This window comes from Dyadobacter sp. HNCC25DJ184, from assembly GCF_056895215.1.
In genome coordinates this window covers 59,317-75,955 of record NZ_JBXHAQ010000005.1, presented here as the reverse complement: position 1 = coordinate 75,955, position 16,639 = coordinate 59,317, and the positions used below count along the sequence as shown (strand labels likewise).

13 protein-coding genes are annotated in these 16,639 nt (G+C 42.2%); 2 read left to right on the top strand and 11 right to left on the bottom strand.

The genetic code is table 11. The features are described 5' to 3' along the window. Positions 1-84: 84 nt before the first annotated feature. The 3 genes from AC1XUD_RS09160 to AC1XUD_RS09150 form a co-directional block, all read right to left on the bottom strand. Positions 85-1,311, bottom strand: coding sequence for a pyridoxal phosphate-dependent aminotransferase (locus tag AC1XUD_RS09160; RefSeq protein ID WP_483360678.1), 1,227 nt, complete (start codon positions 1,309-1,311; stop codon positions 85-87). Between the two features lie 169 nt (positions 1,312-1,480). After that, a complete protein-coding gene (locus AC1XUD_RS09155; RefSeq protein ID WP_483360677.1) occupies positions 1,481-2,728 on the bottom strand; it encodes a BamA/TamA family outer membrane protein in 1,248 nt (415 codons plus the stop codon). A 179-nt stretch (positions 2,729-2,907) separates the two neighbouring features. Further along, entirely contained in the window at positions 2,908-4,119 is a 1,212-nt protein-coding gene (locus AC1XUD_RS09150) for an NADP-dependent isocitrate dehydrogenase (RefSeq protein ID WP_483360676.1), read from the bottom strand. Positions 4,120-4,289: 170 nt separating this feature from the next. Here AC1XUD_RS09150 and AC1XUD_RS09145 point away from each other — a divergent pair, with 170 nt between their 5' ends. Next, positions 4,290-4,865 (top strand): 5-formyltetrahydrofolate cyclo-ligase, encoded by a 576-nt coding sequence (locus AC1XUD_RS09145; protein ID WP_483360675.1) that lies wholly within the window; start codon positions 4,290-4,292, stop codon positions 4,863-4,865. Between the two features lie 586 nt (positions 4,866-5,451). Here the strand turns inward: AC1XUD_RS09145 and AC1XUD_RS09140 are convergent. The 5 genes from AC1XUD_RS09140 to AC1XUD_RS09120 form a co-directional block, all read right to left on the bottom strand. Further along, positions 5,452-9,234, bottom strand: a complete 3,783-nt coding sequence (locus tag AC1XUD_RS09140; protein ID WP_483360674.1) for a DEAD/DEAH box helicase — start codon at positions 9,232-9,234, stop codon at positions 5,452-5,454. Positions 9,235-9,324: 90 nt separating this feature from the next. Then, positions 9,325-9,762 carry an NUDIX domain-containing protein gene (locus tag AC1XUD_RS09135; RefSeq protein WP_483360673.1) on the bottom strand — a complete coding sequence of 146 codons (438 nt, stop codon included), beginning with the start codon at positions 9,760-9,762 and terminating at the stop codon, positions 9,325-9,327. A 40-nt stretch (positions 9,763-9,802) separates the two neighbouring features. After that, positions 9,803-10,384, bottom strand: coding sequence for a D-sedoheptulose 7-phosphate isomerase (gene lpcA, locus AC1XUD_RS09130; protein WP_483360672.1), 582 nt, complete (start codon positions 10,382-10,384; stop codon positions 9,803-9,805). Positions 10,385-10,402: 18 nt separating this feature from the next. Beyond that, positions 10,403-11,056, bottom strand: a complete 654-nt coding sequence (mnmC2, locus tag AC1XUD_RS09125) for a tRNA (5-methylaminomethyl-2-thiouridine)(34)-methyltransferase MnmC2 (RefSeq protein ID WP_483360671.1) — start codon at positions 11,054-11,056, stop codon at positions 10,403-10,405. An 83-nt stretch (positions 11,057-11,139) separates the two neighbouring features. Then, complete coding sequence (locus tag AC1XUD_RS09120; RefSeq protein ID WP_483360670.1) at positions 11,140-12,408, bottom strand: pepsin/retropepsin-like aspartic protease family protein; 1,269 nt, start codon at positions 12,406-12,408, stop codon at positions 11,140-11,142. Between the two features lie 279 nt (positions 12,409-12,687). Here AC1XUD_RS09120 and tpiA point away from each other — a divergent pair, with 279 nt between their 5' ends. Further along, on the top strand, positions 12,688-13,449 hold the full coding sequence (tpiA, locus tag AC1XUD_RS09115) for a triose-phosphate isomerase (RefSeq protein WP_483360669.1): 762 nt from the start codon (positions 12,688-12,690) through the stop codon (positions 13,447-13,449). Between the two features lie 61 nt (positions 13,450-13,510). Here tpiA and AC1XUD_RS09110 read toward each other — a convergent pair whose 3' ends face one another. The 3 genes from AC1XUD_RS09110 to AC1XUD_RS09100 all read right to left on the bottom strand — a co-directional run bounded on the left by AC1XUD_RS09110 (position 13,511) and on the right by AC1XUD_RS09100 (position 16,518). Further along, positions 13,511-14,701, bottom strand: coding sequence for an OmpA family protein (locus tag AC1XUD_RS09110; RefSeq protein ID WP_483360668.1), 1,191 nt, complete (start codon positions 14,699-14,701; stop codon positions 13,511-13,513). A gap of 90 nt (positions 14,702-14,791) precedes the next feature. Continuing rightward, positions 14,792-15,529, bottom strand: coding sequence for a DUF5672 family protein (locus AC1XUD_RS09105; RefSeq protein WP_483360667.1), 738 nt, complete (start codon positions 15,527-15,529; stop codon positions 14,792-14,794). Positions 15,530-15,540: 11 nt separating this feature from the next. Beyond that, positions 15,541-16,518 (bottom strand): glycosyltransferase family 2 protein, encoded by a 978-nt coding sequence (locus AC1XUD_RS09100; protein ID WP_483360666.1) that lies wholly within the window; start codon positions 16,516-16,518, stop codon positions 15,541-15,543. Positions 16,519-16,639: the final 121 nt, after the last annotated feature.

The window sequence follows — 16,639 nt, the reverse complement described above, 5'->3', positions numbered from 1 at the left end:
TAGATAATGTTCCTACACTTTTACAAAACAAAAGCCTCATGGGAATAAATTCAACCATGAGGCTTTCAATTCTATATCTCTTGATTATTTCAAGGTTGCTACCGCATCTTTGATGCGCTGCACCGCTTCTGCCAAAGCTTCGTCAGCAGCAGCAGTTGAAATGCGGATACAGTTTGGTGCTCCAAATCCTGAGCCAGCTACTGTCGACACATATGATTTGTTAAGCAACCAGTTTGCAAAATCGTCAGAATCTTTGATCAGGTTTTCACCGTCCGATTTTCCGAAGTAGTAGCTTACGTCAGGGAAGGCATAAAATGCGCCATCCGGAACGTTCACTTTGAAACCCGGAATTTCTTTCAAAAGACCAACTACAAGGTCACGACGACGCGCATATGCCTTTGTCATTTCCCGAGTTGCTTCCAAAGGGCCGTTAAACGCAGCAGTTGCGGCTTTTTGGGCGATTGAGTTTGTTCCGGAAGTGACTTGTCCCTGCAATTTTTCGACGCCGTCAGCGATCCATTTTGCCGCTCCAATAAATCCGATTCTCCATCCTGTCATCGCAAAACCCTTTGCAACTCCATTCACAGTGATCACACGATCTTTCAGAGCAGGGATTGAACCCATACTGAAATGTCCTTCTGCTGTGAAGTTGATATACTCGTAAATTTCGTCAGCCAGTACATATATATCTTCATGTTTTTCCAAAACCGCTGCGATTTCTCTCAACTCTTTTTCAGAATAAACAGCACCGGTTGGATTGTTGGGAGATGCGTACATCACCACTTTCGTACGAGGAGTAATCGCAGCCTCAAGTTGAGCGGCCGTTACTTTAAACCCGTTCTCGAAAGCACCATCCACGATTACTGATTTTCCCTCAGCAAGCTTCACCATTTCTGAGTAGCTTACCCAATACGGAGCAAAAATCAAAACTTCGTCACCTGGATTCACCAAAACCTGAATCACATTAGCCAATGAATGCTTAGCTCCCGTCGAAACCACAATATTCTCAGGTTTCCAATCGATATTATTATCGCGCTTTAACTTATCTGCTATCGCTTTTCTCAAATCAGGATACCCTGCCACTGGCGAATATCCATGAAATCCGTCGTCAATTGCCTTCTTGGCTGCCTCACATATATGTGCGGGCGTCTTGAAGTCTGGCTCACCCACGCTCAGACTAATCACTTTATGGCCTTGGGCAGCCAATTCACGTGCCATTTTTGTCATCGCCAACGTCGAAGATTCTTCGAGGGCATTGATGCGGTCGGCCAACCTAGTTTCCAACCGGGTTTGCTCTGCTACTGCGGACATTGCAACAATAATTAAGTTAAAGAAAGGATATTGTGATCTGTATCAACAAATTGCCCGCAAAGGTACTGTTTTTTCAGAAGGTTTGATATTGAAATCTTTACATATATTCAAAATTTCTTCGAACAATCCCATGCATTAAACTTTCACTTACGGTTTTAGGTAAAACAGATCAAAATACCTCCCCCAAATTTACAAACAATCCTCTGGAGCCTTTAACTCCAAAACCATAATCAACGGCGATATTGGTTCTCGATCTTTTATTCACTTTGACACGAAGACCGAGGCCGGCGGCAGGTGTCACATTGCTAAAACCACCGCCAGGCCAGTTACTGAAACTTTGCGCATTAGCAAAAACCACCCCGCCAATGAGCCCGTTTCTTGTGACACCAAAACGATACTCACTTTCCAAATAAAGCATATTCGGACTTCTGAACCTTCCCTGGATATACCCCCGAGCGGTATTGTTAAACGGATCCCAACCAGTACTTGGCAAATCAAGATATGGAGGCTTTCCAGTTAAAGTCAGCCAGGTATAGCTCCAGAAGGCAAGTACGTTTTTATTGTGCGGTGATAGTTTTACATACCTGCGTACATCTAATGTCAGCGACTGCCAGTTGGTATTGCTTCCGAGAATGGTCATATTTGGCCGGTACTGAATATTGGCAAACAAACCTTTCTCCGGATTAATCGAATTCTTCCGATTGTCATATGAGAAAGTAGCAATCATTCCGGACGACATCGACCTGGTTGTCAGGCCATACTTTTCGACATCCGCGTTGCTGCCATATTCTTTGATCTTCCAGCGGTAGTCCAGGAAATAGCCTATTCCGGCATAAAAAGAATTCCCCAGATGCTTCAGAACTGACTGATGCAATCTTATATGTTTGTAATCTATTTTATCTGCATCCTCAATATTAGTGTATCCTCCCAATCCGTAGGTGTCCTGAGGATACTTGAAGTAACGCCAGTCGATGACAATATTGAAGCCATTGTCTTTCGTCCAGATATTGGCCAAAACCGGAACGGTTATCTGATTATACTGCGTATAATTGAAGCTGGAACTAACACTTGAGATATTCGTCGTTGCGGGGTTGCTGAGATAAAAAGCTGCATTGGCGCTTAAAATACCAGTAAATCCTGTCGACAGCGTATATCCCACTGCGGGTACTACCGAGTAAAGTACTTTACCTTGGATCGGCTCAGTCTTCTTTGTAGTATCCGGCTCTTTGCCCCGTAACTGTCTGATTACGTCAACGATATCCTTTTCTTCTGTTTTTTTAGTAGTCGTATCAACCGATGATTTTAGCGTACTACTCGCCCCCAGCGAGTCTGAAACACCTTGAGCAAATCCTGAGCTCGCCATAAAAATAGCAACCAGCCAAATCGATACTTTGAGATTCTTCTTTTTTTGAGGCATCTGCCTTTTTTTTGAGTGTACCACTTCAGGCTTTCAAAATTAGCTCAAATGTAGATAGTTATACATTCCTCAATTAAATCTAACAATTTTCTAACCCACTACGACCTATTGAATAAGCTGCAAAAAAAACCGGAACCTCTTGCGAGATTCCGGCTCTTATATTTCTTATTCGACCGCAATTATGCCAATGCAGCCTGAAGATTTGTATTGATCGCCTCAAGGAATTCTTCAGTGTAAAGATAATGCTCGCCGTGCTGCACGTTGTTTCCGTGAATACAAACTGCAAGATCTTTTGTCATCTTACCACTTTCAACAGTTTCGATACAAACTTTTTCCAATGTCTGGCAGAAGTCGATCAACTCCTGGTTTCCATCCAATTTTCCGCGGAATTCAAGCCCACGCGTCCAAGCGAAGATAGAAGCGATCGGGTTCGTAGAAGTTGGTCTTCCTTTTTGGTGCTCGCGATAATGGCGAGTTACAGTTCCGTGTGCTGCCTCAGCTTCAAGAGTTTTGCCATCAGGCGTAACCAAAACTGAAGTCATCAAACCAAGGGAACCGAAACCTTGCGCAACGGTATCCGACTGAACGTCTCCATCGTAGTTTTTACAAGCCCAAACGAAGTTACCTTCCCATTTAAGAGCAGAAGCAACCATATCATCGATCAGACGGTGCTCGTAGTGAACTTTGCCCGCAAATTCAGCATCGTAAATTTCCTGGAAAATATCCTTGAAACGTCCGTCGTATTTTTTAAGAATCGTATTTTTTGTAGAAAGGTATAGCGGCCATCCTTTGCCCAATGCCACATTGAAGCATGAACGTGCAAAACCACGGATTGACTCGTCGAGATTGTACATAGCCATCGCTACACCAGCTCCCGGGAACTGATATACTTCGTGCTCAATAACTTTTCCGTCTTCACCTTCAAATTTAATAGTCAATTTTCCTTTTCCAGGAACAACGAAATCAGTTGCACGGTATTGATCTCCGAATGCGTGACGACCTACGATGATAGGGGCAGTCCAGTTTGTAACCAATCTTGGCACATTCTCCATAACGATTGGTTCACGGAATACAGTACCATCCAGGATGTTACGAATTGTTCCGTTCGGCGACTTCCACATTTGTTTAAGGTTGAATTCCTTAACCCGGTCTTCGTCGGGAGTAATGGTAGCACATTTAATACCAACGCCATATTCCTTGATGGCGTTAGCAGCATCAATAGTTACCTGATCATTAGTTTCATCACGGTATTCAACGCCAAGATCATAGTACTTTACATCAACATCCAGATAAGGCAATATCAATTTTTCCTTGATAAATTTCCAAATGATACGGGTCATTTCGTCCCCGTCAAGCTCTACGACTGGGTTTGCAACTTTAATTTTGCTCATGTTTTTATTTCTAAACAGTAGTTAAACATTTTGGAATCAGACCGTGAAAGTACAAACAATCACTCAAAATGTGGTGAAAAACACGTGGTGAAAAAGATGATTTGCCAGATATTTTTTTAACCTTGAAATCATTATACTACCTTCACTGCCAATTAATTTCCACTTTTATTATGAACAAAAGTGCTCTCCGAAGATTGTTTCAAAACAAAAGAAACGAGCTAACAATACCGGAAAAACAGGCTTTTGATCAGATTCTTACTGACAAAACAATTGAGTTGATTCGGAGTCGGAATATCCAGACGACCCATACCTATCTGACTCGCGAACAGTCAGTAGAAATAGATACATGGCCCATAATCAAGTGGATTTGGTCTCAGAAATTGACGGTTTGCTGCCCATATATTGTTCCAGGTACATCAGAAATGAAGCACTATATCCTGCGGGAAGGTGATACGATAGTTAAAAATAAGTGGGGTATTCCAGAACCTGACCCGGGCACTGCAATCGAATTGTGCCCTTCGGACATTTCGGCGATTATAATTCCTTTGCTGGCGTTTGACAAAAATGGATATCGCGTCGGATATGGCGGTGGATTTTATGACCGATTTTTACCACAATGCAAAACTGATATTCTTAAAATCGGATTATCCTGCTTTCCGCCTGTGAATGATATTGAAGACAAAAATCTATATGATATTCCTTTGGATATCTGCCTCACTCCCGCCCAGAATTTTAGCTGGATATAAAATAGTTTTACTTGTACTCAAACTATTTTTATAAATTTTTTTTCATCTTCATTCCAACTTTTCAACACTTATTGTGCTCTATGTAATAGATTTGTAACTATTCCCCGAAAATAATTGCCCTATTAGCTATGAAATCTTTACCCGCTCTATTCATTTGCCTTGTACTTTTCGGACTATGCCTGTACGAAAAAAAGTCGCAAGAACGTGATTTACAGCAACTTAACTCTTCTGAAAAACCTTTGTCTGAAAAGAGCAAACTCGTTGATAACGGCGCAGAACTTTCAAGCGCCAAGGACTCTCTTGCATTAATTCCGCAAGTTACTACAGTTAGCTATCCTCTGGCATCAGATATAATTCTTTTAAAGAACTAGGTTAGCCTAAGATCTTTTATCCTTAACAAATCTTTTTGTCAGGCGATGGACAGGGACGACAAACCATTTAGTGGTTACCGTTGACGAAAATTCTACCTAAAAAAGCTGCCGTATCTATTTCTCATATTCTGAAGCAGAAAAAAGACACTAAGATCAACTATTGGACAAAATCCATTTCGTGTCTTAGTGCCTTCGTGGCAATCGGCAATTTGATATTAATTGAACAATGCCATTATATCTTCCTGAGTTAATTTCTTTATAAACCCGGATTCTCCACCCACCAAATCTTCGGCCAGGTCTTGTTTTCTCTGTTGTAACAAAAGAATTTTCTCCTCGATCGTATCCTTACAGATCATCTTGTAGGCAAAAACTTTCTTAACCTGCCCAATACGGTGGGTTCTGTCAATCGCTTGTCGCTCTACGGCCGGATTCCACCAAGGATCGACCAGATATACATAGTCGGCTTCTGTAAGGTTGAGCCCTACGCCTCCGGCTTTCAAACTCATCAGGAATACCCTGCAATTTTTATCATTCTGGAATCGATTCACGCGGTTTGCACGGTCAACCGTTTGACCGTCCAGGTATTCATAAGGAATATTCACTTTTTCAAGATGCTGTCTTATCAAATCAAGCATCCCCAAAAATTGGCTGAATATCAATATCTTATGATTAGAAGCATTTTCCTCAATCTCCCGAACAATTTCTTCCAGCTTGGCAGATTCATTTCCGTGGTCCTGATTCCCGCCCAACAATGCCGGCGAATCGCATATTTGCCTTAATCTTAGCAACGCTTCCAAAATCAGGAAACTGCTTTTGTTTAAGCCCTCAGTCGCCAATTTCTCGGCGATTTCAGTTTTGTATTTTTCGCGATAGATATTGTAGACCTTCCGTTGCTTTTTACCCATCTCACAAAACAAAATGGTCTCCGTTTTGTCCGGCAAATCGGTCGCAACTTCCTCTTTCGTTCGTTTGAGCATGAACGGATATACCAGCCTGCGCAATTCCTCCGACTTTTCTTTATCTTGATATTTGTCAATCGGCGTCGCATATTCCGTTCTGAAGAAGTCGGCGCTGCCCAACATTCCAGGATTCAGAAACTCAAATTGAGAATATAAGTCAAAAGTATTGTTCTCAACCGGCGTTCCCGTCATCGTCAGACGATTGTTCGATACCAACAATCTGGACGCCTTGGATGTAAGCGATTCCGGGTTTTTGATAGCCTGCGCCTCATCCAGAACAATGTAGTTGAATTCAAACTCCCGAAGTAGCTCAACATCGCTGCGCATAGTCCCATATGTTGTGAGAATGATATCATATTGAGAAAAGAATTCGATATCCTTCCGGCGAGTCATTCCCCTGTGCACATATAATTTCAAGTCAGGCGTGAATTTTTCTGCTTCAGCCTGCCAGTTGAAAATCAGCGTAGTAGGAACTACGACAAGACTCGTAGACTCAGGTTTTTCGTTTTTCTGATGTTGAAGGAATGTCAATATCTGCAGCGTTTTTCCAAGCCCCATATCGTCGGCAAGGCAACCGCCCCATTTGAACTCATCGAGGAAATTAATCCATTTATACCCTTCTTCCTGATAATGTCTCAGCGTTGCTTTGATATTAGTCGGAAGCGGTACATTCTCGATTTGTTTGAAGTTCATTAGCTTTTGCTTCTTCTCCCAAAGCTCCTTCTCTATTTCCTCATTCGCCAATTCCTCAGTGAGTTCGTCGATCAATGAAAAATGAATTTTTGAAAGATGTACCTGATCTCCACTCACACTTCCGAATTTCAAAACCGGTTCCAGCTTTCGAATCCATTCTTCCGGCAACATTCCCAAGGTTCCGTCTTTCAACTGAACGTAGTCTTGTTTCTTCATGATCGCTTTCTTGGCCTCAGCCAACGAAACCCTCTGATCTCCAAAACTGATTTCCGCGTCAATATCAAACCAGTTGATTCCAGACGACGCTCTTACCTGAATTTTCGCGCGGTTTGGATTGAATTTCATTTTTTTCAGGTCCGTAAACCCAAGCAAGTCATATCCTTTCGCCTCGACAGTTTCGAAGAAAGTATACAACCAGCCACCTTTCATGATTTGATCAAAAGGTAGGTAAAAGAACGATTGTGAATCCTGATTCTGAAAATTCACGTGCAACGACCTCACCCAATCCCAAATCTCAGCCTCCCTTTTGGCGTCACGTTCCAATATTGTAATCTGACCGTCAGCGTAATCGATTTCGTTGCCGCGTCGGTCATTGTTGAATTCCTTTAAAGTGCCATCTGTGCCGTCTTTATATACAAAAGCAGGAATAAAGAGCAGGTTATGATCGTCTTCTCTCAGATAAATCTTTGCTTTTTCAAATTCCAAAGATTTCGCGTGAGTCAGATGTCGTGTTTGGAATATAACGTCAAAATGCTTTGTTACTGGTACTACCCAATCCGTTAGGAAGTTTTCGGCATATTCTTTCTTCACCTTTACTTTGTAGCCATTCTGACGGAGGTACTGCACCATTTCGGCATCCTCCATTCCTCCCCATCTGAACAAAGTCTTGTTTTGGTATAAACCTAACCAAAAACTGTCAAAAGCAGTGACAAGCTGCAATTCGAGCGGATTTCCCGGCGTAATTTCGACATACGGCGTTAAGGAAATGAACTCTTTATCCTCCGACAATGTGAAAAACAATTTCACAGGCTTACGGCAAAGCGACACTTCCTCCAACTGATTGTTGTTGGTCACATAATCACCGTCTGCTATGAAAATCCGGTCTTCGCTTAAATCCTGGAAAATCTTTTTGATAATCTTTCCAACGTAATTTCTGGCATCCTCACGTTGCTGGAACGTCACATCCGTATCGTTGAGATATGCATTATATGACCATCCTTTTTTACGCAAGAATTTCTGCAGACCATCCTCCAGAGTCCTTGAAACTCTAACCAGTCTAGCCTCTGCTTCCGATAAAACCGGTACATCGTCAGCTGAATAGTACTGTCCGGTACCTCCGGCAATGGTTTTAATGTTGGTAAGTTTCTCTGTTTTAGCGTTGTATTTCGCGGAGTAGACTCCAAAACCGAAATCCATCAGTTTGTCGATCCCCTTTGGCCAGAAAGAAAACAGCGTAATCCGATCTTCTTCTTCTTGCTCAGAATCCAGAACTGATGCCTCATATATCTCTGATTTCTCGGGCAGTATCTTCTCCCGCAGACTAACCCAGTCCTGAAAAGTTCCTACTTTTTGTATCGACGGATCGAGCCGCAACAGCGTTAGCGCACCCAGTTCATCAATCCGGAAATCAAATTTATCTTTGAAATTATCTTCTAACGTATATCCATATTCCTGCAAAAGATTCGACTTTTCAACGGTGAAATCTCGCATGACTTCAAACGCTCGTTCCCCCAAATCGTATCGTAACTTCAGCAAAGCGGCAAGTTTATGCTCACAGAGCGGAACGTACAGTTTCTGATTACAGGAACAGGAAGTTTCCAGTTGACGAGTGCCTTTCACTCTATTGAAAGTTACCGCATATTGCTGGTCATCGACCGAAACCGTACAGCTTGCAACGCCGTCCTTGGCTGATAATACCTCTATCTGATTGATCTTTTCCCGATTATTCCAGGTTTCATCCAATACGAGGTTTCGGAGCAGATATTCCTTAAGATCAGGAAGTTCGACGACCGTATTTTCCATTTCAAAAACAACCTGCTTGATGATCGGCATTTTGTCCAAAATGTACAATATGGCTGCGACACGGTGCTTGCAAAGGCCCTGATTATGAGGACAGGTACAAACTGCGGATATATTGGGGGTGAGAAAATCCTTGATCTGGATCTGATAATACTGAATAGAGTAGTCGCTTTTGACCTTGAACTCGGCATTTCCGGTTCCCTGGTATTCAAGCTTGGCAACTTTTAATGCTCCGCTGCTGTAAATAGAACGACCTCTTGACAAAACATCTTTTTCAGCCCGACGTATCAAGAAATTTGATAGTTTCTCCTTCCTTTCGTTTTCCATTTACACGATTGCCTTTAAAAAATGCAAAAGTACGGGATGTTTCCCTTTTTCAGAAATAACCGCGCAAATTATAAAGGTAAAAAAATGGAATCAGCGGATATATGGCTGCTGAATGGCTCCAATGTAGCCGACTGGTATAGAGGCGTCTAAATACTTTTTTATTTGTTTCCCGATATTGGGATAAAGAAGATAATTTTCAAGCTCGGAAATGGGTAGCCACACTACTTCGAGCGCCGTTGTTTCTTTGGGATCTATAACAGGAATTTCATCAGTTTCTGCTTTAAAAACCATATGAAGACACTCTTTCTTAATCTCAGTCCATATTACTTCCCCGCAAGCCACCAGTTCGTCGATTTCAGCATGAATACCAAGCTCTTCATTCAACTCACGCACCAACGTTTCCCGCACGTTCTCCCCGGGATCAGGGTTGCCGCCCGGGAGGGCATATACATCTGTCGACTGGTATCTGTATCGAAGCGTCAATACGGTCTGATCTCTGACAATAACTGCGGACGGGCGTACATTCATAGCGATGAGAAGTGTAATATAAGTCAGGAAAATCCTTCGTCTATTCGAGAACGAGCTTCTCGATCAATAACATAAAAATATGAATTACTTTAATGTGAATCTCCTGTATCCTGTCGGCATAGCCAAAATGAGGTACTATAATTTCGACATCGGCCTGCCCCGCGAGTTTGCCGCCATCTTTGCCGGTTAGAATGATAACCTTCATGCCCTTTTCCCTGGCCGCATTCACTGCGTTGACAATATTGGCGGAGTTTCCGCTTGTTGTCAAACCCAGGAAAACATCTCCCGCACTACCTAAGCCTTCAATAAATCTTGAGAAAATATAGTCAAAACCATAGTCGTTACCAACACAGCTGATATGGCTCACGTCGGAAATCGCGATGGCCGGCAATGCTTTTCGGTTGTTACGGTATCTTCCTGAAAGCTCTTCTGCAAAATGCATGGCGTCACAATGAGATCCTCCATTTCCGGCAGAAATGATCTTGGAGCCATTTTTGATAGCATCAGCCATCAATATTGCGGCATTCTCTATTTTACTGATCTGAACAGGGTCTGTTAAAAATGCATCAAGAACACTTTTCGCTTCTTCCAGTTCAGCACTGATGAGATTACTTAAATTCATGTTTACTTTAAAAAATGATCAAATTTTTGTGGCTCGTAAAACGTGCGTCTTCCTACCGGGTCCCGGATGTCTTTTCACTTCAAACCCCGCTGCTGCCAACGCCCTTTTCACGATTCCTTTGGATGAATATGTGACTAATACGCCGCCTGGACGAGTATGGGCCGCTATTTTGGCAAAAATTTCTTCTGTCCAAAGTTCAGGTTGGGCACGAGGATCAAAGGCGTCATAAAATATGACATCATAGGCCCCGTCCAGTTTCACATCCTGCAAAGTAGTATTTTCCTTCCTGAACCTGAAAAAAGGAGAAAGCTGATTTTCTTCAGACCACAAACAATGATGCAGTTCCATGAATCCACTTTTGCCCACACTAGACGCATAATTGAGCTTTTCAGCTTCCTCGCTTAAAACGGGAAATGCTTCGACCGAAGTATACTCAACCTGCTTTTGACATTCATCTGCCGTTTTCCAGGCCAGATATGCATTCAGCCCCGTGCCAAATCCCATCTCGAATACCCGTAAACTTGGTTTTTCCTCCAACTGTGGTATCATTCCAAGGTGAATATAGATATGCAATGACTCCATCAACGCGCCTTGCAGAGAATGATATTGCTGATTATATATTGGACTAAAAAGAGAGTGTGAACCGTCTTCTGTGGTGATAAGGCGTTCCAAATTAGATATATTTTATAGTAACGGGCTATCGGCGGTTAGCCAATAGCCCGTTCGTTATGGATTCAAAATCGCTGGCAAAGTAACTAAATCATTCTTTTCAACGTAAGTCGGGTGAAGAAAATATCTCCCTTTCTTTTTACAAGCAGATCGATATTCCGGCCATCACCCCGCTGCATGACTTTATAAATATCACTGATATTAATGTCTGCTGCGGCTCGGTCGTCGATAAATAACAATTGATCGCCTTCTGACAGGCCTGCCCTTGCTGCGGGTGAATTTAATTCAATATGATTGACGTAGTAAGATTTGAGGTCAGAACCTCCGGCGCGCAGTTCCATTCCACTCATATCGTGTTCAAATTTTTCCTTCAACCGGCTTCTGATTGGCTTCAGCACCATATAACCATCACTGTAATTCATGGTCACCCTGAACCTTCTGAGCAGCTCACAACCAATATTACCCTGACGATCGGCATTTGGCCCTAACTTACCACCAAATCCTGCACTGTCAGGAAACGAGGCGACTATATTATCCATTTCGTATTTTCCCAGCTTTACCCTTTCGATACGACCTAAATTGCCATTAATGATTCCGTTCATACCCCTGCCCAACTGCGCTCTGATTACTTTCTCAGGTAAACGTAAAGTTTCCTTCGGACTGTTATTCACAAGAAGCGCGTGTCCGGCTCCCGTATCAATGAGTACCCGGATCGGGCGTTCACGACCATCCGCAAAAAGTGTGACTACGTCAGTAAAGGGTTTGGTATCCTGTATGAAAAGCGGATACTTCTCACCATGCGATTTCTTGTATTTGTACTTATCAGGATGCATCAAAACAAGCTCCTTCTTCGCGAAATCGATGGTTGTTACAAAATTGTTGAAGATTTCATATCCAAAAATTCCATGAATAGGCACGCCAACATATTCCGACAAATGAAGAAAATCCTCCTCCAGCACGACAATATTCTGATGTGCTGCTCTTAGCTTGCCCATGGACAAACTATTGTCAATCGCCACATGAGCCACTATTGACTTGCCCTCTCCAGCTCCCGACAGTTTCACTTTTCTTGTCAGCTGCAGCCTGTCTGGTTTCAGTGCTAGCGGATCGGTTATAATAATAGAACTTACTCCGGTATCAAGAATAAATCGCAGTGAATCAGTATCGTTGATTTTAACGTAAAGTAGAATTAGATTGGAATGCAGCTCAAAAGGAATCCGGGCTGTCTTTTTATTCTTGTCTAAAAAATATCCATACTTTTCCTCCGAAACGGGAGGAACGTCTTTGTCTCCTGCATACGCAACCCTGCATACCAATGTGAGTAGAATTACAAATAACCACTTAGACGTTTTCATAGTGGCCTCCTTTTCTTTAAATTTTGTTAGTAACAATTACATCATCCCAAAGCTCTAAAGCCAAACATACCCTTCGCATTCCGTATATAGTAACCGATTATTAAAAAACGGTTTCATAAGTCAAAATTAATACTTATACACTAATTTAAACACAAATAATTCTTTATATGTCCAAATTTTTTTAACTTTTTTTTCAATAAAATATAGAATACGGTATATAGTGAAATTATGATAATTTTGTTGCGTCAAACGATGAATTCTCACAATAAAAATTAACTCATGCGCAAAAAAATAGTTGCAGGCAATTGGAAGATGAATAAGGTTCTGGATGAGGCAGTTGCACTCACTTCGGAGCTGGTAAATATGGCCAAAGATGAGGTCACAAATGATGCAAAAATCATCCTTTGTCCTCCGGCAATTTACCTTACTACTATACAGAAATACATAGAAACTGCTCCTAATTTTGCAGTGGCAGCACAAAATGTTTCAGATAAAATCTCTGGCGCTTTTACAGGAGAAATATCGGCTCCGATGTTGGCTTCAATCGGTGTGAAGTATGTCCTGATCGGTCATAGTGAGCGTCGTCAGTATTTTAATGAAGACAATGCCCTGCTTGCTGAAAAAGTCAATGTCTCGCTTGCAAATGGCATATCTCCAATCTTCTGCTGCGGAGAGTCTCTTGACCAACGTCAGAACGAGGATTATATCGGTTTTGTAAAAAACCAGCTTACTGAAAGTTTGTTCCATCTTTCGGAAGAACAAATTCTTAACGTTATTGTGGCCTACGAGCCAATATGGGCAATTGGAACTGGTTTGACAGCAAGCTCAGAACAAGCGCAGGAAATGCATTTGGAACTTCGCAAGCACATCGCTTCGAAATACGGTGAGTCTGTGGCTGATGAAATTTCAATTTTGTACGGAGGTAGCGTTTCTGCAGCTACGGCTGACGAATTGTTTGCAGCTCCGGATATAGATGGTGGACTTGTAGGAGGCGCTTCTCTGAAGTCCCGCGAGTTTACGAACATTATCAAAGCAAGATAAAAATAACAGAGCCCTGAATTCGAAATGAAGCCAGGGCTCTTTATTTATCAATCTCATTCGTCTACATCTGAGTCACGACAAACTCTACGCGCCGATTACTCTGGCGTTGTTCACTGGTTCCGCTTTTTACCAATGGTCGTGTGGATCCGTAGCCTTGCACTTCAATCCGGTCGTCGTCGATCCCGCTTTTTACCAGATATTCCTTTACAGATTCTGCTCTTTTGGTAGAAAGTTCAAGGTTTTTGTCAAAATCACCTACATTATCAGTGTGACCTTCCACTTTTATTTTAATCGACTTATTCTCCTTCAACAGATTTGCCAGACGATCAAGTTCTCTATATGATTCCCGCAGAAGCTTAAATTGCGAGGTTTCAAAATAGATATTTGGCAAAGCAATATTTTCTCCAACTTTTAATGGAATCAGATAGAAATCGTTAACAAAATCGGCCTTCCCTGCCGAATCAGCGGGATTAATGCTATAAACATCCCCAAAGTACCCCTTCGCATTTACTCGGATGTCGTATGCCGCTTTCAAATCCAGCCCGATCCGATACTTACCCGAATTGGAAACGACCTGCAACGTATCTTTCGCCTCAACATATTCAATTTCCGCAGCAATAGGTTTTTTTGTTTTTGCATCAAAAACCTGTCCTTTTAATACGCCATATACCGCCTCGGAAGTAGTTGCAGGCGCCTTCTCAACTACAGGTTTCGGTTTTTCTTTCGCTGTTGGAGACTGGTTTACAGGTACTTGCTTTTTAGCAGTGGGGTTCTTGGGGTTATCAATATGCACACCATAAAAATTCCAGGTCTGTTCCATTTTGCTTGTAGGCCTGCCTTCATAAAAATCAAACACTTCCATTCCGTGAGGTAGTTTTTCAAAATACGCAACGAAGTCTATCTTTTCTCCAGAAGTGACTTTCATGCGGCTATCCGTTGGGATATTTTCCGTTTTAATTAATTTGAATTTAGTATTAACGTCTCCCGGTTTGTATAGCCGGGTATCCGGATTTAATGAAATCGTAGAGCCCCCCATTTGCATTTTAAGGTCTGGGAATTGGTCAAACGGAGTTGGCTTGCCATTTTCGACAAATTGCAGATAGATAACTGTAAATTCCTTTGTTAACTCGACCTTTTTTATCTTGACATAAGGAGCGGACTGCTCCTCAACTTTGGGCGTACTGGTAACTTGAGCAAAAGCAGTATGCGCAAAAAAGGCTATGATCGATACTGCCAGGCTGATCCTTTTCATATTCATTTCTAATGACATCTTAAAATTCCAAAAGACGAAAAAGAAACGCTGATATAGCTCCGATAGTTTGTTAAAAATTGTTAAAGTCGATCAGAAATACTTTTTCCAAAATTCAGGATCATAGCGCTCCCACGCGTGACACGCAAATGGAAGCTTCTGGCTGTTAATGATATACGAAGCCGATGGGCTTTTTTCAAAGGCAAAAGAAAGCGCCTCCTTCCAGGGAGGAAGTTTTAAAAAGAGCTTCATCGGTTTGAGCCGGGTGGCTTCCTGCGAGAAGAGCATATCTTCATTCCCTTTCCATTTAGGATAAAAAATATCGTAAATAGTTAAATAACTAAGCATGGCTGAAATGCGTCTTAAAGACAAACCACCATTATATACAACCCGCGTCGAAGGTGAAGAAAGTGCATTGGCAAATACCTCTGACTCGTCCGCCGAAAGTCTGTCATATTCAGACAGGTGAATGGAAGGTGCACCTATATAGTCATATCCTTTATTGCACCACGCAACGAGCTCATTTCGAAAAACATATGCGTCCAGCTGATAAATCAGGATGTACTCGTAATCTGTGAAAGCCCGATAAAAAAATTTGGACGCGAGTAGCTCATTGTAGGCATCCGTGCCGGTGAAATATCTGTCCTCAAACGAAACCTGTTTGATCTGTGGGAACCGGGAAATAATCGGACTGATATCCAGAGAATCAGGCTTTACGATAATGATCGGGTAATCGCCCAATACGTCCAGACACTGACGAAGAGACACTTCCTCGGATACGCTTAAATCGGCCTTGTATATTGGGATGACAACAGCTACCAGTGATTTCACAGTCCAGGGGTTTATTCGAGAAGGTCGCCAATGGCAGGTAACCACCAATCTTTACTGCTAAATCGGTAATATCCCCTCAAAACATGGCTAACGATCGGCGTTATTCTCAGTATCCTGTTTTCAGGAAGCGTCGCTCTTTTGTAAAAATGCTTTTGAGAAAGATATAATTTGATCAGCTTTTCTCTGGGAACGTAAGGTATTGATCTGAGCAAAAGGTACAGTTCATGCAATTTATGCGCTTTCTCCTCCAATGGAATCAATTTCTGCTGCCGGCCCCTCAGGATGCGATCCTTCATACTCACATATTCCACCTTACTGCCAAATCCAACCTGCTGGTGGGAATGGATACGATAGCTAATTAAATTTTCCGGAATAAAGGATATTTTTTCCTCCAAACTTAACACCATCGCTATCCATGCATCATGAATAAGATCGGGCACATGTGTTGGAAAAGGCATCAATCTGGGTAAACAGCTTTTTCTGATTGCAAGCGTTGCGCCCGTTACAACAAAGCCATTATAGAGTATCTCATGAGACCTTCCGTCCAACCATTTGTCTCTGAGCGACTTATTGAATTCAATTTCCTCCCATATCGTTTTACCGATTGGTTGAGAGTTGTCATCGATCATCATAGCATCAGAGAAAACGGCATCTTTGTCGGGATGTTCATTCAAAAAATTGACCTGCTTCTCTACCCGGTCCTCACGCCATATATCGTCCTGATCAGCGAGAAATATAATATCCCCTTCGCAAAGAGAGAGGCATTTTTCAAAGTTTTGGGTAGACCCCAGATTCACTTCATTTTGAAATATCCTGAAAGGTATACCTGACTCTGCTGCAAATGCTTTTAGTATTTGAATGGAGTCGTCTGTGGAACCATCGTCACACACTACCACTTCATCTACCGGAACCGTCTGACTAGCAATGCTTTCCAGCTGCTGGAGCAAATATCTGGCTCCGCTGAACGTGCACATAGCTACTGAAATCATACTCTATTTTGAAAGTTAATGAGTGCTTTTTAAGCGCAAGTTATTGGCAAATATCGGCATTTCTAAATCTGTAAAGTATATTTTCACAGTCACTATTTCGCACAGTTACATGCATTTACAC